Source organism: Emticicia sp. 21SJ11W-3, assembly GCF_024138715.1.
Classification (GTDB): domain Bacteria; phylum Bacteroidota; class Bacteroidia; order Cytophagales; family Spirosomataceae; genus Emticicia; species Emticicia fluvialis.
The window spans coordinates 591,750-610,299 of sequence record NZ_CP092074.1; the positions used below are offsets into that span (position 1 = coordinate 591,750).

The 18,550-nt window shown below is 35.2% G+C and carries 14 protein-coding genes; all 14 read left to right on the plus strand.

Annotation, left to right across the window (positions count from 1 at the left end; all coding sequences use genetic code 11):
• Nucleotides 1–14 precede the first annotated feature (14 nt).
• The 14 genes from MB380_RS02390 (at nucleotide 15) to MB380_RS02460 (ending at nucleotide 18,543) form a co-directional block, all read left to right on the plus strand.
• Nucleotides 15–1,184: a LacI family DNA-binding transcriptional regulator gene (locus MB380_RS02390; RefSeq protein WP_253532936.1), complete on the plus strand. Its 1,170-nt coding sequence runs from the start codon at nucleotides 15–17 to the stop codon at nucleotides 1,182–1,184.
• Between the two features lie 1,619 nt (nucleotides 1,185–2,803).
• Nucleotides 2,804–5,173: a polysaccharide biosynthesis tyrosine autokinase gene (locus MB380_RS02395; protein WP_253532938.1), complete on the plus strand. Its 2,370-nt coding sequence runs from the start codon at nucleotides 2,804–2,806 to the stop codon at nucleotides 5,171–5,173.
• A gap of 31 nt (nucleotides 5,174–5,204) precedes the next feature.
• A complete protein-coding gene (locus MB380_RS02400; RefSeq protein WP_253532940.1) occupies nucleotides 5,205–6,737 on the plus strand; it encodes a lipopolysaccharide biosynthesis protein in 1,533 nt (510 codons plus the stop codon).
• 287 nt (nucleotides 6,738–7,024) lie between these two features.
• Complete coding sequence (locus MB380_RS02405) at nucleotides 7,025–8,173, plus strand: polysaccharide pyruvyl transferase family protein (protein ID WP_253532942.1); 1,149 nt, start codon at nucleotides 7,025–7,027, stop codon at nucleotides 8,171–8,173.
• The gene (locus MB380_RS02410) at nucleotides 8,170–9,162 is read left to right on the plus strand and encodes a glycosyltransferase family 2 protein (RefSeq protein WP_253532944.1); all 993 of its coding nucleotides are present in this window, start codon (nucleotides 8,170–8,172) and stop codon (nucleotides 9,160–9,162) included. Before MB380_RS02405 ends, MB380_RS02410 begins: the two co-directional genes overlap by 4 nt.
• Before the next feature lie 78 nt (nucleotides 9,163–9,240).
• On the plus strand, nucleotides 9,241–10,407 hold the full coding sequence (locus MB380_RS02415; RefSeq protein WP_253532945.1) for an EpsG family protein: 1,167 nt from the start codon (nucleotides 9,241–9,243) through the stop codon (nucleotides 10,405–10,407).
• 13 nt (nucleotides 10,408–10,420) lie between these two features.
• Nucleotides 10,421–11,125, plus strand: coding sequence for a DapH/DapD/GlmU-related protein (locus tag MB380_RS21875; RefSeq protein WP_305882497.1), 705 nt, complete (start codon nucleotides 10,421–10,423; stop codon nucleotides 11,123–11,125).
• Between the two features lie 3 nt (nucleotides 11,126–11,128).
• A complete protein-coding gene (locus MB380_RS02430) occupies nucleotides 11,129–12,175 on the plus strand; it encodes a glycosyltransferase (protein ID WP_253532947.1) in 1,047 nt (348 codons plus the stop codon).
• Nucleotides 12,176–12,321: 146 nt separating this feature from the next.
• Nucleotides 12,322–12,810: a serine acetyltransferase gene (locus MB380_RS02435; protein ID WP_253532949.1), complete on the plus strand. Its 489-nt coding sequence runs from the start codon at nucleotides 12,322–12,324 to the stop codon at nucleotides 12,808–12,810.
• A gap of 53 nt (nucleotides 12,811–12,863) precedes the next feature.
• The gene (locus MB380_RS02440; protein WP_253532951.1) at nucleotides 12,864–13,955 is read left to right on the plus strand and encodes a glycosyltransferase family 4 protein; all 1,092 of its coding nucleotides are present in this window, start codon (nucleotides 12,864–12,866) and stop codon (nucleotides 13,953–13,955) included.
• Between the two features lie 125 nt (nucleotides 13,956–14,080).
• The gene (locus MB380_RS02445; RefSeq protein WP_253532953.1) at nucleotides 14,081–14,833 is read left to right on the plus strand and encodes a WecB/TagA/CpsF family glycosyltransferase; all 753 of its coding nucleotides are present in this window, start codon (nucleotides 14,081–14,083) and stop codon (nucleotides 14,831–14,833) included.
• A 17-nt stretch (nucleotides 14,834–14,850) separates the two neighbouring features.
• Nucleotides 14,851–15,801, plus strand: coding sequence for a GDP-L-fucose synthase (locus MB380_RS02450; protein WP_253532955.1), 951 nt, complete (start codon nucleotides 14,851–14,853; stop codon nucleotides 15,799–15,801).
• Between the two features lie 105 nt (nucleotides 15,802–15,906).
• A complete protein-coding gene (gene gmd, locus MB380_RS02455; RefSeq protein WP_101726735.1) occupies nucleotides 15,907–16,977 on the plus strand; it encodes a GDP-mannose 4,6-dehydratase in 1,071 nt (356 codons plus the stop codon).
• Nucleotides 16,978–17,502: 525 nt separating this feature from the next.
• On the plus strand, nucleotides 17,503–18,543 hold the full coding sequence (locus MB380_RS02460) for a hypothetical protein (RefSeq protein ID WP_253532956.1): 1,041 nt from the start codon (nucleotides 17,503–17,505) through the stop codon (nucleotides 18,541–18,543).
• The last annotated feature ends 7 nt before the right edge of the window (nucleotides 18,544–18,550 follow it).

Here is an 18,550-nt window from a genome sequence, read left to right on the forward strand (position 1 = left end):
ATACAATATCAAACATGCAGAGGTGTATTAAATGTAACACGGTAGACGGAGTAATCAAGTCAGGTTTTCTGAGAGGCAGGCAACGATTTTACTGTAAGTCATGTAACCTCAATTTTGTGCTGGAAATCGAAGAATCTGCTCCGCTAAAAAAGAACAACCAGATTACCATTGTTGATCTGGCCAGGTATCTGGGTATTTCGGCTTCAACTGTTTCAAGAGCCTTGAATGGTAAGACCGATATCAGCCCATGCACGCGTGAGGCGGTTGTGAAGGCAGCGGTTGACCTGGATTACAGGCCCAACCTGCTGGCACAAAGCCTGAATCGCGGGAAGACCAACACCATAGGGGTGGTGATACCAAATGTAGAGTTGCCTTTTTTTGCCACGGCACTGGCCAGTATGCAAAAGGTGGCTATTGAAACGGGCTACCGCATTATGGTGTGCCACTCAAGTGAGTCAGAAGAAATTGAGATACTCAATACAGATACCCTGATTGCCTGCAGGGTTGATGGATTGCTGATTAGCCATTCGAAAGAGACTACTACTTTTGAGCACATCAGACGTGTGCTGGCGAAGGATATCCCGATTGTACACTTTGACCGCGTATGCCATGAAGTAGCCACCACCAAGGTAGTACACCAGGATTTTAAAGGTAGTTTTGACCTCGTGGAGCATTTAATTATGCAGGGTTGCAGGAAAATTGCTGTCATGCTGGGCCCTGAAAAGTTTTATATTTCTCAAATCAGGCTTGAGGGGTACAAAGCAGCCTTGCAGAAGCATGGCATAGCAGTGGTTGATGAGTACATTTATTATTCTGAAATGAATAAACATGATGGCACCAAAGCCTTTGAGTATTTTATTAATCTGCCACAGCCGCCTGACGGAATTTTTGCGATGTTGTCAAGAAACGCCATTGAAATGATGGTAGCAGCCAAGAAAAAGCATATCAGAATACCGGACGATATGGCTTTTGTGAGTTTTGGCGACGAAACCCTGTGCGAACTTTTTGAACCATCGCTTACGGTTTTTAATCATTATCCTACCAAAGTGGGCGAAGCAGCCATTCAACTGCTTATTGAAAACATCAAAAACAAAAACAATCAGGAAGCCCCGGTTACTCATGCTATTCAGGGCAAACTGGTGGTCAGAAACTCATCACGCAGAGTGAAAGAATATTGTTTATAAAATCATCTGCCCTGCTTACCGGTCCGGTTTATGGCCGGTAGGCCAACTGTTTTTTCTTCACAACCGCCATTCGCGGCATGCATTCATATGCTGATACAAACCTAAGCCGAAGTAAACTACAGATAGCAGGGCTGAATGGTCTGATAAACGAGGTAAATGAATATACCACAGACTTGACTGCAATAGGGGATATGCCTTCTGTTTATTTCATTTTTAATAGTTCCTTAAGCTTTTTAGACTGCGTGTGGCTGGGTTAAAATACCCTGGCACTGAAAGAAAAAAACAAAAAAAGAGCTTTTATACTATTTTTGTGATTAAAACGTTTTATCTTTCGTCTGATTAAGCCATTAATCAAAACCCCGGATATCTGAATAACTTTGTTTCTTAGATTTTCAAGGGTCTTACATAACCTGATTTTTTATTAGAATTCTATCCTTTTTTTTACAACTGCACAAATATTTCATGCAGGTTTAACAGGTCTAACCTACCCGGATTTTAAAGAAAAAATCGTCATCATTACTACTGCTTTATACCTTCTTTGTCTGTGAAAACTTTTAAATAAAAACTGCAAAACTCATATTAATTTTTGTTAACAATTTAGATTTTTCTTTGAAAAGTATAGTGAAATTGTTATATTAATAGGCTGAATGGTTTAGTAAATTTTCAAGATTAGGTAATAATAAATTCATATCTGAGTTTCAAAAAACAGATGCCCGTAGCTATACTTTTTAAAGTAAAAGAATTCAGACAAACACCCTTGCAATACGTTAATACAGATGCGATTTACTTCTAATTAATTTTGTTTTTGTGGTATAATTTAGAATATTTTTTGCGCTTTAAATTGTAAGGTTAGTTTATTACCAAAAAAAGTAATAGTTGTATTTTACTAAGAAGTTTAACCAAATAATAGATTTATCTTGATATTGTGTTTTTTAATTGTTTACCTTTGAATAACAAGTTTATAAAACAGTTCTTAAAGCTGTGTTTTAGGTGAAGTCAATCTGCTAAGTTTTATATTAAAAAAATGAGTTTTTCATTAATTAACCGCTACTCAGTTATTTTACCTAAGTCTGACAGTTTTTCAGACAGCTGTAACAATCCATACTCATCTAAATTAGTAAAAGAATATTAACAGATATTTTACCTGCGTAGTAACAAAAGGCTGAACCCAAGTAATAATAAGTAAAGAATAATACCTTTCAAAATTAGTAAAAGAATATTAACAGATATTTTACCTGCGTAGTAGCAAAAGGCTGAGCCCAAGTAATAATAAGTAAAAAATAATACCTTCAGAATATTGTGATTTAAAAAAGATTAATTGTTAAACAGGGATTACACTAGAATTATCATCAAACTGAGTGTGATTTAAATCACAGGTTTCTGACCAACCAGAGCATTGCGTTTTACCAGCCGTGAAACGAAGCTTCTTAAAAGCTCTGATTGTAAATTGAATTTTTGCAGACAACCAAATAAGTTAACTTTAAAAAGTAAAAAAAATGCTTACCGATTTCATTGTACTAATTGTGATTCTGCTTGCAGTTTTATTCATTAACGCTGAGCGTCGTAGAGAGTCAATTGAAGATTAATCTAAAAATTAACAACAAAACACTTAAATACGGATGAATAGTAATGATTTGAACCTTTGGGAAAAGGAAGAGGAATTTGATATACGCGTATTTTTCATGAAGTACCTCCGGTATTGGTACTGGTTTTTTATCTCATTGGCCATTACTGGTATCTGGGCTTTTCTTTACCTAAGGTACACCACTCCTATTTATCAGGTTAATTCGATTTTGTTGATTAAAGACGAGAAGAAGGGGGGAATGGCCGGAAACGATGTGCTCAAAGACCTTGAGCTGTTTTCGGGTAATAAGATTGTGGAGAATGAAATGGAGGTTTTGAAGTCCAGATCCCTGATGGAGAAGGTTGTAAATGAACTGAACCTTACCGTTTCCTATTTTCAGGAAGGAGCCATTAGAGACTACGACGAGATAGCCTTTGGCTCTTCGCCAATTTGGGTTCAGCACGGAAAACTTACGCACGTTGCTTATGAAGAGCCTCTTTTTGTTAAAATTTTAAATAGACAAAAATATGAGCTGTTGAATGAGTACGGCCAATCTAAGGGAGTTTTCCAATACAGCCAGAACATCAAAAGCGAGTTTGGTATGTTCAGGGTATTTCTTCATGACTCTTTGTACCGTAAAGATAATGACCTTATCAAGGTAACATTTGCGCCTAAAGAAGGCCTTGTTCAGATGTATCAGGGTAGCTTGCAGGTAGAGTTACTGAATCAGAAAAGTTCAGTGCTTAAGCTGACTATTGAAGATGCAGTGCCGTCTAAAGGGAAAGCCTTCCTTAGCAAATTGCTTGAGGCCTACACTTTTTCTGCCTTGAGCGATAAAAACAGAGAGGCTTCTAACACCATTCAGTTTATTGACGAGCGCCTGAAGCTCATTACCAACGAACTGGGCGACGTTGAAAAAGATGTGGAGGTTTATAAAAGTAGCCAGGGTATTACTGACCTGAGTGTTGAAGCTAATTTGTTTCTGGAAAAAGTAAAAGACAACGATTCAAAACTAAATGAAGTTGATATTCAGTTAAAAGTTTTAGATGGTGTTGAGTCATATCTTAGAAGCAGCCAGACCGGCGTAGCCCCTGCTACACTGATGGTGAGTGACCCTGTTCTGACCGGGCTGTTGGGCAAATTAAATGAGCTTGATATACAGAAAGAAAAATATGCCCGCACTACACAAGCCGGCAACCCATTGCTTGAAACCGTTAATACGCAGATAGCCAATATTAAAGGGGCCATCAGAGAGAATATAGCTAACCAGAAACAAGGGTTGGTTGTTACAAGAAACAGTTTAAAGAACCTGAATAACAGGTTTGAGTCTTCTATCAGAACTATTCCTAAAAAGGAAAGAGAGTTTGTTAACATCAAGCGCCAACAGGGTATAAAAGAGAGCTTGTATCTATTGCTTTTGCAAAAACGTGAAGAAACAGCTATTTCTTACGCCTCAACAGTTACTGATAGCCGCGTAGTAGATGATCCTTACACGGTTTCAAACCCTGTAAAACCTAAAAGAAGCGTTATTTATGCCATTGCCCTGCTTGTAGGTCTGATTATTCCGGCAGCTGTTATTAACGGTAAAGATCTGATTTATAACAAAATTCAGTCGCGCAAAGAAATTGAAGCGGTAAATGGTATAACGGTGTTTGGAGAAATCGCCAAAAAACCTAAGGAGGTACAGGATAATATTCTTGACCTTACCAGCAAAAGTTTTATTTCTGAGCAATTCAGAATTCTCCGTACTAATCTACAGTACATTGGTACAACCCATGAAAAAAGCAAAACTATCTTGCTAACCTCATCTATTAGTGGTGAAGGGAAAAGCTTTGTGAGTATTAACCTTGCAGCCAGTATTGCTTTGCTTGATAAAAAAGTTGTAATTCTTGAACTTGACTTACGTAAACCTAAAGTATCTAAATATCTGGGTATTGCTGAAGACAAGGGAATTTCAAATTATCTGATTGGGCAGGCAACCGAAGAAGAACTTGTTAAGCGCAGCAGTATAAGCGATAACCTGTTCGTAATTCCTTGCGGACCTGTGCCACCGAATCCGGCTGAGTTACTTTCTAATGGCCGTTTCGAAAAGTTAATGAGCTTCCTGAAGAGCGAGTACGATTATATCATTTTGGATACCCCGCCAGTAGGATTGGTAACAGATGCTGTTATTTTAAGTCAGTATACCGATATTTGTTTCTATTTAGTAAGACACGAATTTACGCCGAAGAGCTACATTAATTTATTGGCTGACCTTAAGAAATCAGGTAAGTTTAAATCGCTTAACGTGATATTCAATGGTGTTGATTACAGCAATAGCAGTTATGGATATGGCTACGGGTATGGATATGGCTACGGATACGGTTATACTTATGCCTATGGAGAAGAGAAGAAAAAGAAAAAGTGGTGGAATGTCCTTGGGTAAACTGATTGATAAAATTGAAAATTAGTTGTTGATGAATCAAGCAAAAAGGGTAGTTTTTAATACTGGGATAACATACGCCAAAGCAGCCGTTACTGTATTTATCTCATTATATACAACTAGGTTAGTGCTTAATGCGCTCGGGGCAGAAGATTTTGGTTTATATAATGTGATTGGAGGTCTTATAGCCATGCTGGCTTTTCTGAACTCAGTAATGACTACCTCTACCCAGCGATACATCTCTCTTAGCTTAGGCGGAGGCGATATTGGTAACATCAAAAGAATTTTCGCCAATAGTATTATCGCCCATTTAATTATCGGAGTAGTAATACTAATCGGAATTGAAGTAACAGGAATGTACTTTATCTATAATAAGTTGCAGATTAATCACACAAGAATCTCAACTGCTGTATATATTTTACATTTCGTCTCTGTTTCAACCTTTCTGACGGTTATTTCGGTTCCTTATGATGCGGTAGTGAATGCACATGAAAACATGACATTTCTGGCCATTATAGGGGTATTTGAAACCATTTTGAGATTTCTGGCCGCAATTGTTATATTTTACTTTGGTGAAGATAAACTGCTGCTTTATGGGTTACTAATGCTGGTGGTAAGTTTTGTTATAAGGGTAATAAAGCAGATTTATTGTACCAGAAAATACCCGGAGTGTACGGTCAGTTTAAAGGCCGAGTATAGCAAAAAGCAGATTGTAGAGTTAGGTTCATTTGCAGGGTGGCAGTTATTCGGTAATCTGGCCGCTATTGCTCGAAATCAAGGGGTTGCAGTAGTATTGAATTTGTTTTATACAACAGTAGTAAATGCGGCTTATGGTGTGGCAAACCAGATTAATACACAGCTGATGTTTTTTTCAGAAACGATGCTGAGTGCTGTTCGTCCACAAATAATGAAAAGCGAAGGAGCCAATGATAGAGCGCGTATGATCAGGCTAGCTCTTACTGCAAACAGGTTTGCGTTTTATCTTTTTACCTTTTTTGCGGTTCCGTTTTATTTTGAATTGCCGTTTATTTTGAAATTATGGTTATCTAACGTTCCGGATTATTCAGTAGAGTTTTGTCGCGCCATTATTTTATTAACAATGGCCAGCCAGATTAACCAGGGATTGATAACAGCTGTACAGGCAATAGGAAAGATAAAGGTTTATCAGATGGTTGCAGGTGGAATTTTGCTTTTAACATTACCCGTTGGATACGTTTTTCTTAAACTTGGGTATCCGCCACAATATATAATACTGGTAGGCTTTGGATTAGAATGTATTTCTACGGTATTCAGGATATTTTACTTCAATTACCTGACCGGCTACTCAGTCAAAGAGTATTTTAAAGGAGTTATTTTTGATAGCTTCGCCAGTCTTTTACCAACAGTATTAATTGTTTGGTTTGTACAGCAGCATTTACACGGCGAGTGGTTCAAGTTTATTATTACATGCCTGGTTTCAGGAGTTACATACATTGGCTTTATTTACCTGTTAGGGTTGAAAGATGCCGAAAAAACAATGATTGCACAGTTAATTCAGACGGCAAAGAAAAAGGTTTTTAAGAGCTAGTGATTACACACATTTTAAATTGAGGTGCTTTTTTTATTATGAAAATCGGGATATTAACGCATCATTACCCTGAAAATAGAAATTACGGAGCAATGCTTCAGCTTTTTGCAACGTATACTACTCTAAGCAAGCTGGGCCACACCCCTCTAGTAATCAATTAATAAGTTTTTAAAAGAGAGCCGAAAGACGCAGTAAATTTGTGATTGCACAAATTATTATTAGTCTTACAAAGAAATTTATTAGATAATTGTTTTAGTTCTAAATTAATAAAAAGAACCTTTTGTATAATGAAAATTGGTATACTAACATTACCTCTACACACAAATTATGGCGGTAATTTACAGGCTTATGCACTCATGACTTATTTAAAGGATATGGGTCATGAAGTATGGATTATTGATCGAAGATGGAGTAAAAGTCTGATTCCGCTGTGGAAACTACCCTTTGCGATTATTAAAAGATCTATTAGGAAGTATCTACTAAATAAAAAAGATGAAATTGTTTTTAGAGAGAAGAAATGGAACGATGAATATAAAGCACTTAGTATTCATACGCAAAAGTTTATAGATAAACATATCCAACCCCAAACAACTACATTTCATACAAAAAAAGCGATATCAAAGGGGATTGATTTTTATAACTTTGATGCAATTATTGTTGGTAGTGACCAAGTTTGGAGGCCAGGATACACTCCTAACATAGAAAATTATTTTTTAGATTTTGTGAATAATAAAAATGTAAAAAAAATTTCTTTTGCGGCATCCTTTGGAACAGATGTAATGGAGTTTACAGAAGTCCAACAAAAGAAGTGTGCTAGATTGTTACGACAATTTGATGCGGTTTCTGTAAGAGAAACTTCAGGGGTTAATTTGTGCCTTGAGTATTTTAATGTGAAAGCTACTCATGTCTTAGACCCTACTATGTTATTGCCTAATTCAAAGTATTTAGATTTACTAACTGATTATACAAATAGCAGCAGGAAGTCTGGAGGTTTATTGGTTTATATTTTAGATGAAACAGCAGATAAACTGAATTTAATAAAGAAGATTTCGTCAGAATTAGCGCTATCCACTTTCAAAGTTAATAGTAAAACTGAAGATTCATCTGCACCATTGAGTCAAAGAATTGCACCTCCAACAGAAGAGTGGATTAAAGGCTTTTACGATGCAGATTTTGTTATTACTGATTCATTTCATGCCTGTGTCTTTTCAATATTATTTCATAAACCATTTGTAGTTTATGGAAATAAAGGTAGAGGTGTAGCGCGTTTTATTTCTTTACTAGAAATGTTCAATTTAATGGATAGATTGGTATATTCACTTGACGACCTAAGAGATAGTACTTTTAAGAAGGGAATTAATTGGGAGGAAGTTGATGGAATATTAGAGTTAGAAAGAAAAAAATCTCATGAATTTATCACCACTAGTCTATTATGAGTAATTTGGAAATAAGTGTAATCGTGCCCGTATTTAATTCAAGTAAACATTTATCCACTTGTATTGATAGTATTTTGGCACAAACATTTTCAAACTTCGAATTAATCTTAATTAACGATGGGAGTACAGATTCCTCAGGCATTATTTGTAATGACTATGAAAAAAGATACAATAATATACGGGTTTTTCATAAGGAAAATGGGGGTGTAAGCTCAGCCAGAAATATTGGACTTAGAGAATCACGTGGTAGTTGGATTGTTTTTGCGGATAGTGATGACTATGTTGATAAGGACTGGTTGAAGACATTTATTGATAATTCTAATAATGTTGAATTAGTTGTTCAAGGATTTAATATACTGTACAATCAAACAATTGTTTACAATGTTATAAAACAAAAGAATAAGGCAGGGGTAAATGATTGCAAAGGTAATAGTATTAAAGAATTAAAGGAGTATATTCTTTCTCTTGTTAAGGAAGAAATTATTGGTTATTTGTGGTGTAAAATGTTTAAAAGGGAGATAATTGAAAAAAATAATATTTCATTTAACACTTTGTTTAAAGTTCAAGAAGACGAAGATTTTATTTTAAGGTATTTTAACTGTATTCATTCATTTAAGAATGTCAGATATGGACAATATTACTATAACTATCCAGATTTTTCAAGTAAATATACTAAAGATATTGTTTGTTTGACATGTATTTGGAATTCCTATAAGTTATTATTTACCACAAGAGAGGAGATTGAGTTTCTTTCTAAGGCATATAATCACCAGGTTATTGAAGCAATTGTGAAAATGTATAAAACAACTTATTCCACTAATGAACGATTAGGTTATATGTCCTTTTATATTAAAGAATTTCACGAAAAAAAACCAGAAATTCGTAGTAAGAGCGGGAAGGTTTTTATATTTTTTTTATTCAAGAGGCATTTATTGATTACAGATTTTATATGCAGGATTATTTTTAATTTAAAAATAAACGGTTTATAAATAATCTATTTTTTAGTCGATAGGGGCCTAAATTTGGCTTTATCTATATATTATAGTATTTATATACTTCTGTGAATTATGTCTATATTAGAACATTATGTTCTCTTCGTATTTCTATTCTTGATTATGCATGCTTGGGGTAATGTTGGATCAAGAGTTAAGAATGTGGCAATGTATTGGATATTGGCTCTTATACCTATGTTTTGTTATTGTTTTATAGTTGGTAGTAGGTATGGTTGGGGTGCAGATTACTTATTTTATAAGTATAGATTAGAAAATGCATTTACATATAAAGAAGAGCAAATTGTTTTTAAATGGTTAAACCAAGCGATTGCATATGTAGGATTAAACTATGTAGGAGGTTATATAATTTATAGCCTTATTTATGTTGTTTGTGCATTTGTATTAATGCGAAGCTATAAGGTTCAATCTAGGTTTATGTATAGCTTTTTTGTACCTGCTACACTTATTTTCGTTACTAGCATTATTCGACAGGGTTTAGCTCTGGCTTTTGTATATCTATCAATCTATTTCCTCTTTAGGAAGAATTGGCTTGGTTTGGTAATCTCTGTTTTAATTGGTATAAATATCCATACCTCCATTCTAATTACATATTTGGTTTTATTTGGGTTTTATTTTTTTGTTAGGCAACCTTTTAATTGGAGGGTTACTATTCCAATTTATATTTTTTTTGCGTTTTTCTTTGATTATGGTAATGTGACTTTTATTTCACCCTTCATTAATAAGTATATTGTTTTAAATAGCGCCTTTCAAAGTTACGTTGAGAATGCTGATTTGTGGTTTGGGAATGATGGTTTAAATACAATTTACCAGCAGGGTACATTTACTTTAATAATGTCATCGTTATTTTATATAGCTGTTATTTATATTGGTTATTATGCATTAAAAATGAAGCCATCTCCTGAAGTATTATTTTTATATAACGCCTTTGTTTTCGGTGTTATTTTTTTTCGGGCAGTCTTTCTTTTTGAAATTTTGAGAAGAATTGCTGAACCATTCGTGATGTTTTATTTTGTTGTTCTGGGTTATTCTATTTTTGTATTTTCTAGTAATATAAAAAAATTTAATAGATTGGTAAAAGTAAATAAAATTATTTCTAGTGCATTCACTAAAAGAATTATTATATACAGAGTTTTTATTGCAGTTATAGTTGTTTATCTTTTTATGTTTTGGGGTAGATTTGTGTTTATGAATCCTGAAGCTACTTTTTATTGGAATAAGTAAATTTCATAAAAATATGTTTAAAAGAATAATAAATAAGATTATTGGTTATTGGAATCGTCGATCAAGTGATTCATTTATAAGATATCTTCAAAGTCAGGGCATTTCAATTGAAAGTGATTGCGTTTTCAGGGATGTATTTAGTACACGCATTGATATTACAAGGCCTTCTTTAGTAACAATTGGCCATGATGTTGATATGAATAGAAATTTTGAGTTATTAACTCATGACTGGGGAAGTCATGTATTTATACGGAAATACCATTCATTTATTCCTTCACATAAGAAAGTTGTAATAGGAAATAATGTTTATTTCGGGTCTAATTGTACCGTTTTGGCCGGGGCAAAAATTGGAGATAATTGCATTATTGGTGCTTTTTCACTAGTTAATAAAGAAATTCCATCAAACACTGTAGCTGCAGGTGTTCCAGCGAAAGTCATTTGTACAATTGATGAGTATTATGAAAAAAGGCGACTATTGTATATTCAGGAAGTTATAGATTTTGCATTAAGTATACGCACTAGATTTAATAGGGAACCTATAATTGAGGATTTCTTTGATGATTATCCGGTTTTTGTTGATGGTAGTAACTTTGAAGACTATAACTACCCCTATATGCAAATTTTTAATGAGGAGCAATTTAATTATTGGAAGCGTAATCATAAGGCACCGTTTAATGGTTTCAAGGAATTTTTAAATGAAGTAAATAAATACTCGTAATATATGCCTAAAGTTAGCATAATAGTACCAATATATAACGTTGAAAAGTATCTACATCGTTGTATGGATTCTTTGTTGAATCAAACTCTTCAAGATATTGAAATAATTCTAGTTAATGATGGCTCGCCTGATAATTCTCCTAAACTTTGCGAGGAGTATCGGCTTTTGGATAGTAGAATTAAAGTTGTACACAAGGAGAATGGTGGGTTAGGGTTTGCAAGAAATAGTGGAATTGAAGTTTCAAGTGGTGAATTTTTAGCCTTTGTGGATTCTGATGATTATGTTGATGTTTTTATGTTTGAAAGGTTATATTATACTGCTAAAAGCCTTAATTTTGATACAGTCTTTTGTGGTTTTAATCGGGTTAGTTCAAATCAAAAAATTACACCAGTAAGAGAAGTCGAAACAACACAAGTTTTTGAGACTAGGGAAAGTATTTTAGGGTTGCTATTTGATATGATTGGTGCAGAGCCAAATTTTCCAGCAGACAGAAAATTTGAAATGTCTGTTTGGCATGCTATATATTCAAAGCAATTAATAGATAATTATAAAATAAAATTTTATTCTGAAAGAGAGTTTATATCCGAAGATATTATATTTCATATAGATTATTTGCAAAAAAATTCTAGAATCGCAATTATACCAGATCCTTTATACTTTTACTGTGCGAATGAGGTGTCACTTTCAACCTCTTTTAGATTTGATAGATTTGAACGATATAAGATTCTTCGTGCAGAGATTAGTAGAAAAGTGTCTTTAATTGGTGATATCTCTCAATTTCAACCTAAAATTGATAGGATGTTTATTGGTTACACTCGGTCATTATTTTTTTCTCTTCTCACTTATAATCTTTCTTTCCTTGAACGGCTTAAAATATTAAAGGGAATATGTTCAGATAAGGTATGGATGGAAATATTTAAAAGCTATCCATATAGGAAATTACCTCTAAAGCATCAATCTGTGTTAATTCTAATAAAATATAAACTCATATTTCCCTTGTATGGTTTAATGTTAATTGAAAGAATCTTTAAGAGTGCTAAAGGAAATTGACTTTAGGCAGCTAAATTTATCTTCAAATAGTAAAGTAATTTATTTTGGCTAAACATATTTATTAAGTCTCTCTCTTTTTTACCAAATTTATCTTTCTTATCCTAAATATCTTACTGTTTTTAATTGACTAAATCTCTAAAGGCACGATGAATTACATTTTCCAAGATTGGCCAAATAATAAAGAAAATACAAAAGGTAAAATTATTGCATTTTTATTTCGCATTGCTTGTTTTTGTTCTAAAAATTCAATTATGAAGATTTTGTTTTTCCCTTATTTGCTTTTTTACAAGTATTTCTTTGAATGGATTCTAGGATTAGAAATCCCTTACCAAACGAAGATAGGCAGGGGGCTGAAAGTATATCACGGTTACGCTTTAGTTATTAATAGGAACTCTGTTTTAGGAGAAAATGTAACTTTAAGACATAGCACAACCATAGGTAACTCAAGTGCTTTGAGCCAATGTCCGGTAATAGGTAATAATGTTGATATTGGCTCTAATGTGGTTATTATAGGTAACATTACTATTGGGAATAATGTATTAATTGGTGCCGGTTCTGTGGTAATTAAGGATGTTCCTTCTAATGTGATGGTTGCGGGTAATCCGGCTGTTATTAAAAAATACCTTAATCCTTGAATTTTTGTTTCAGTCAGATTTAACCCTTTTTAGATTATTAGAGTTTTTTTGAAATGAATATACTAATTACAGCCCCAAGTCTTGATGCGAACAAAAATGTAAGTGGTGTTGCTTCAGTAACTAATGCTATTATTAGTCATAACATAAATCATAAATATCACCATTATTTGTTAGGTAGCCCTGATAAAAGGTTAAGCAAACCTTTATGGGCTCTTGAACTTATCAAACAGATATTATTGTTTCCGTTTTTTTTAAGAAAGCATAAAATTGATATTGTTCATCAGAATTTGCCCTTTAATCCGAAAGGATTGATTAGAGAGTATCTGATAAATACATGGTGCCGGATTTTAAAGGTTCCAGTTTTTTTGCATATTCATGGTGGAGAGTTTCTAATGAATAAAACTAATAGTCTTTTTTTTAGAATTTTATCAAATTCTATTTTTAAGAATAGTAGTGAAGTGGTTGTATTGAGTGAATTAGAGAAAATAGCTATTGCAGAGAATTACGATTTTCATAGTGCTAAAGTACTAGTAAATTGTGTAGATACATCATTATATGTTAATATGGGAAAAAAATATGACCCTAAGAAGCCAGTTTTGCTTTTTTTGGGCCGAATCCATGAAAGCAAAGGAATTCCTGATTTAATAGAAGCTTTAAAGCTCTTGAAAAAAAAGTTTGACTTTGTGTTTTATTTATGCGGTACAGGGCCATTGAAGGAAGAGTTGATAACCTCATGCCAAGAATTATTGGGTTCAGATTTTAAGTATTGGGGTATTGTTTCAGGTTCATCTAAAATTGATATAATTAAAGACTCTGATTATTTTCTGTTGCCATCCCGTTATGGAGAAGGTCTTCCTATTGCGCTTTTAGAATCTATGGCTTCAGGTGTTGTCCCTATTGTGACAGATGATGCTTCAATGAAGTATGTTGTTAAAGATGGTTTAAATGGAATCAAAGTAAAAAAATATGACCCTAATAGTATTTTTGAAAGATTGAATGAAATTATTAATAGTTCATCCTCATATGAGTTCCTTAGCAAGTCTGCCCAAAAAGAAGTGCAGGAGAAATATGATATTCGAAATTATATTCTTCAACTTAATTTTATATATAATGAAATCAAAGTTAGGTTTAAGATTCAAGATTGAGGGATTTATTTAATTTCTTCCTAACTTTTTTCTATTGTTTATGTAAGTTATTTCAAATAAGTGTCGATAAACTTATTGATTTTAACATTAAATGGATTGATTTTTTAATTTAAAATTACATTTAGATGCACAAAAAAAAGCTCATTAGTATTAACATTTCTCTTGGTAAATATCAGGAGTTTGTTGATAATATACTTGGTTTGGGCAAGAACCATACGTCTTCTTATGTTTGTGTTTCAAATGTGCATGTTTGTATAGAAGCGTTTCGCTTTAAAGATTTTTCAGAGGTAGTTAATAATGCAGATATTGTTACGCCTGACGGAATGCCGCTCGTAAAAGGGTTAAAGTGGTTGTATGGTATACAGCAGGATAAGGTTTCTGGTCCTGATCTGATGCCTTCCCTGCTAAAAGAAATGGAAAGGCAAGACCTGGCTGCGTTTTTTTACGGGTCTACTCCTGGGGTTTTAGAAAAACTGAACGGGTGGTGCAAAGATAACTTTCCTGGGCTTACTATTGCCGGCTCTGTTTCTCCTCCATTCAGGAAATTATCGGATGAGGAAATCGAGCAGGATGTCCAAATAATTAATCAATCAGGTGCGCATGTAGTTTTTGTGGCACTAGGCTGTCCGAAACAGGAACGCTGGATGGCAGCTATGAAAGGCAGAATAAATGCGGTCATGATTGGAGTAGGGGGGGCGTTCCCGATGTTAGTGGGAGAGGAGAAAAGAGCTCCGCTCTGGATGCAGAAAAATATGCTGGAGTGGCTGTTTCGCCTAATGCAAGACCCCAAGCGTTTATTTAAAAGGTATTTTGTAACCAACAGTTACTATATCTTCTTGCTAACCAAAGAAAAATTAAAGCTGACCTTTAAAATTTAAATTCTATAACTGATTAAATGCACAAGGATTCCAAAATATACGTCGCTGGTCACCGGGGAATGGTTGGCTCGGCAATTTTGAGGAAGTTACAAAAGGATGGTTATACCAATTTTGTACTTCGCACGTCAAAAGAATTAGACTTAAGAAACCAACAGGCGGTAGAAGACTTTTTTCAGACCGAAAAACCTGAATATGTATTTCTGGCTGCTGCCAAAGTGGGTGGTATTGTTGCCAATAATACCTACCGTGCAGATTTTTTATATGAAAATCTGGCAATTCAGAATAATATTATTCATAGTTCATATAAAACAGGTGTTAAAAAATTACTGTTTTTAGGTTCTTCATGTATCTATCCAAAACTGGCGCCTCAGCCTCTTAAGGAAGAATATCTTTTGAGCGGCTATCTTGAACCTACCAATGAGCCATACGCTATTGCGAAAATTGCGGGCATTAAGATGTGCGAGGCTTACAGAAGCCAATATGGTTGTGACTTTATATCGGCCATGCCAACTAATTTGTATGGGCCTAATGATAATTATGATTTACAGAATTCTCACGTTTTACCTGCCATGATTCGGAAGTTTCATGAGGCTAAAACCAATCATGTGGCCACGGTAACCTTATGGGGTACGGGGTCTCCGATGAGAGAGTTTTTGCATGCCGATGATCTGGCAGCAGCCTGTCTTTATTTAATGGAGCAATACAGCGAGCCTGAATTAATCAATGTAGGAACCGGAGTAGATGTTACCATTAAGGAGTTGGCAGAAACAGTAAAGAAAATTGTTGGTTTTGAGGGTGAGTTAATCTGGGATACAAGTAAACCGGATGGAACACCAAGAAAACTGATGGATGTTTCAAAACTGCATAATTGTGGCTGGAAACATACCATAGAGCTGGAAGAAGGAATAGGGCTGGCCTATCAGGATTTTCTGGAGCATCATGACACGCTCCGTCTGGGTACAAATTAAGACAGTTTGGTAACATTCTTGAAAAACCCGGAAAGTAAAACTTATATTTTAGTTGACATATTCAATATCATTATACACTTATTATAAACCAAAGATTGTTACTCAATGAAAAAAGCACTGATAACAGGTATCACAGGTCAAGACGGAGCCTACTTGGCAGATTTTTTATTAAATAAAGGCTACGAAGTTCATGGTATTAAGCGCAGAAGTTCGTTAATCAATACTCAAAGGGTAGACCATTTGTATGAAGACCTGCACGAAAGAGGTGTTAAATTTATAATGCACTATGGTGACTTGTCTGACTCTACCAATATCATCAGAATTATTCAGGAAGTTCAACCAGACGAAATCTATAACCTGGGTGCAATGTCTCATGTGAAAGTTTCTTTTGACGAGCCTGAATATACTGCACAGGTAGATGGTATCGGTACGCTTAGAGTTCTGGAAGCTGTTCGGCTTTTAGGATTAATCGAGAAAACTAAAATTTATCAGGCCTCAACTTCTGAGCTATATGGTTTGGTACAGGCAGTGCCTCAATCAGAAACTACGCCTTTCTATCCGCGTTCTCCTTATGCAGTTGCCAAATTGTATGGCTACTGGATTACAGTCAACTACAGAGAGGCCTACAATATGTTTGCCGTAAACGGTATTTTGTTTAACCATGAGTCGCCACTACGTGGAGAAACATTTGTTACCAGAAAAATTACCCGTGCAGTGTCTCAGATTGCATTAGGCCAACAAGACGCTTTGTATCTGGGTAATCTGGATGCGCAACGCGACTGGGGTCATGCCAAAGACTACGTAGAAGCCATGTGGTTAATTCTACAACAAGATGTACCGGAAGATTACGTAATTGCAACGGGAATCACTACCCGCGTAAGAGAATTTGTAAGAATGTCTTTTGCTGAAGTGGGTATCTCGGTAGAATTTAAAGGTGAAGGCGTAGATGAAATCGGATATGTAACTGCATGTAGCAATCCAGATTATCAATTGCCAATTGGTAAAGAAGTTGTTTTTGTAGATCCAAGATATTTCAGACCAACAGAGGTTGAATTGTTGATAGGAGACCCAACAAAATCTAAAACCAAATTGGGTTGGGTGCCTAAATACGACCTACCGGCATTGGTAAAAGATATGATGCAGGCAGATGTGGCTTTGTTTAGCAAAGGCAAATAAGAAGCATTTTATAACTGATTAATAATTAGGTATATGAGGCCATGTGCGCCAAATTATACCTAATTATTGCTCAGACAATTTTGTATTTACTGCGCATAGAATTGTCTTTAACAAAGAAAGTTTGTTTTTTTAGTGGTAATATGCCAAAAAGTTTGAATATTATTTGGCAATAATTGCATTTACCAATATTTTAGAGTTGTTGTTCCGGTTAAGTTGTTACGTCAGAGGTTTATTATCTTAATTCGCCTCATACAGATTTTCTGTTTTTTGTAAGTTTGCTATTGTTTAGCTCGTTTAATTTGTTTCTGAGCTGCCCTTCGTTTTACATCTTTTTTACTGCAACACTAAAAGTTCGCCACTACCTTAAAGGATAATTTGTCAGGAATCACAAGATTTCTCCATGTTTTACAGGCAATTTGAATTGGTCTAATACAATTCAGCGTCTTAAAACAAGAAATCTTGGTTTTTTTAGCGGCGTAATTAAGTAAATCCCCAATACAATTTTTCTTATTAATTTAAATTATCATGAAAACTGGAAGAAAATTTAAGTTTGCCAGCCTGAGTTTGGTTATGGCGTTGGCCGTTAGTATGTACAACTGTAAGTCGAAAGACGCAGAGCCTGAGATTCCTAAATTTGAGGAAAAGTACAAAGATGTAAAACTGCCAGATGTAAAGCCAACTACACCAGCAGCCGTAACCACTACGCAGGGTTCAGTAACTGCATCAGCCACAACAACGGCTTTGGCCTCTGCTCTGGCCACCGGAACAGTTACCTCTGATGTTACCACAGCTGCTGCCAACGTGGAGAAGGTGATTGCGCCCTCGGAAGCAGGTAAAATCTCCGCTGCTTTCACTCCGGCGGTGGTCAGTAATCTGGTGTCTACAGGTACTTTACCGGCAGATTTGAAAGCGTCAGTACAAGCAATTGCTTTGAATCCTGCGCTGGCTGCCTATTTGCCAAAGATTACCCTGCCATCGGTTAACGGTACGGTTGTAACGGGTTTTGTAAAAGAGTCTTCCTTTACAAAAAATGAGTCATTAATCAAGTTTCCTGATTATGCCGTGGCCGCAGTAAACAGCGCCTGTACCGACTCGGCTCAGCTGGCATTTAATCGTGCCAAAGCAACCATAGATGCAGCCAGAGCAACCCAGGAACAAACTGTAAATGCCACTTATGCTAACCGGGTAGCGGCAGCCAACAGTGCGGCATGTATTGCCACCGCAGGTACATCGTTTAGTACCAGAAACACAACTGCCAACAATTTGCTTCAGGCAGGCCTTACTGCTTTGGCTTCTGTAAAAGATACGCTAGGCGAAGCAAATTATAATTTGCTAACTGTACTTTTATATGTTAATTTTGTTCAGACTATTGAGTTGTCGGGTAATTTATATGCAGCAGAAGTAAATGCTTGTAATTTAACTACCACTGCCACCATAGCCGCTGCAGCTTCAGCGCGAGATACTGACCTCGCCGCTATTGCTACCGCTTATAATACCACCATTACTAATATGCAGGCCACCCTGACGGCGTCTTTCCAGACTTGTCATGACCAGGGCCAGGGTTAATTTTAAT

What these genes read in the sequence shown, in the direction of transcription:
- MB380_RS02435 (WP_253532949.1), top strand. Translation starts at nt 12,322, where the DNA reads ATGAATTACATTTTCCAAGATTGGCCAAATAATAAAGAAAATACAAAA.
- MB380_RS02410 (WP_253532944.1), top strand. Translation starts at nt 8,170, where the DNA reads ATGAGTAATTTGGAAATAAGTGTAATCGTGCCCGTATTTAATTCAAGT.
- MB380_RS02390 (WP_253532936.1), top strand. Translation starts at nt 15, where the DNA reads ATGCAGAGGTGTATTAAATGTAACACGGTAGACGGAGTAATCAAGTCA.
- MB380_RS02430 (WP_253532947.1), top strand. Translation starts at nt 11,129, where the DNA reads ATGCCTAAAGTTAGCATAATAGTACCAATATATAACGTTGAAAAGTAT.
- MB380_RS21875 (WP_305882497.1), top strand. Translation starts at nt 10,421, where the DNA reads ATGTTTAAAAGAATAATAAATAAGATTATTGGTTATTGGAATCGTCGA.
- MB380_RS02450 (WP_253532955.1), top strand. Translation starts at nt 14,851, where the DNA reads ATGCACAAGGATTCCAAAATATACGTCGCTGGTCACCGGGGAATGGTT.
- MB380_RS02405 (WP_253532942.1), top strand. Translation starts at nt 7,025, where the DNA reads ATGAAAATTGGTATACTAACATTACCTCTACACACAAATTATGGCGGT.
- MB380_RS02440 (WP_253532951.1), top strand. Translation starts at nt 12,864, where the DNA reads ATGAATATACTAATTACAGCCCCAAGTCTTGATGCGAACAAAAATGTA.
- MB380_RS02395 (WP_253532938.1), top strand. Translation starts at nt 2,804, where the DNA reads ATGAATAGTAATGATTTGAACCTTTGGGAAAAGGAAGAGGAATTTGAT.
- MB380_RS02415 (WP_253532945.1), top strand. Translation starts at nt 9,241, where the DNA reads ATGTCTATATTAGAACATTATGTTCTCTTCGTATTTCTATTCTTGATT.
- MB380_RS02400 (WP_253532940.1), top strand. Translation starts at nt 5,205, where the DNA reads ATGAATCAAGCAAAAAGGGTAGTTTTTAATACTGGGATAACATACGCC.
- MB380_RS02445 (WP_253532953.1), top strand. Translation starts at nt 14,081, where the DNA reads ATGCACAAAAAAAAGCTCATTAGTATTAACATTTCTCTTGGTAAATAT.
- MB380_RS02460 (WP_253532956.1), top strand. Translation starts at nt 17,503, where the DNA reads ATGAAAACTGGAAGAAAATTTAAGTTTGCCAGCCTGAGTTTGGTTATG.
- gmd (WP_101726735.1), top strand. Translation starts at nt 15,907, where the DNA reads ATGAAAAAAGCACTGATAACAGGTATCACAGGTCAAGACGGAGCCTAC.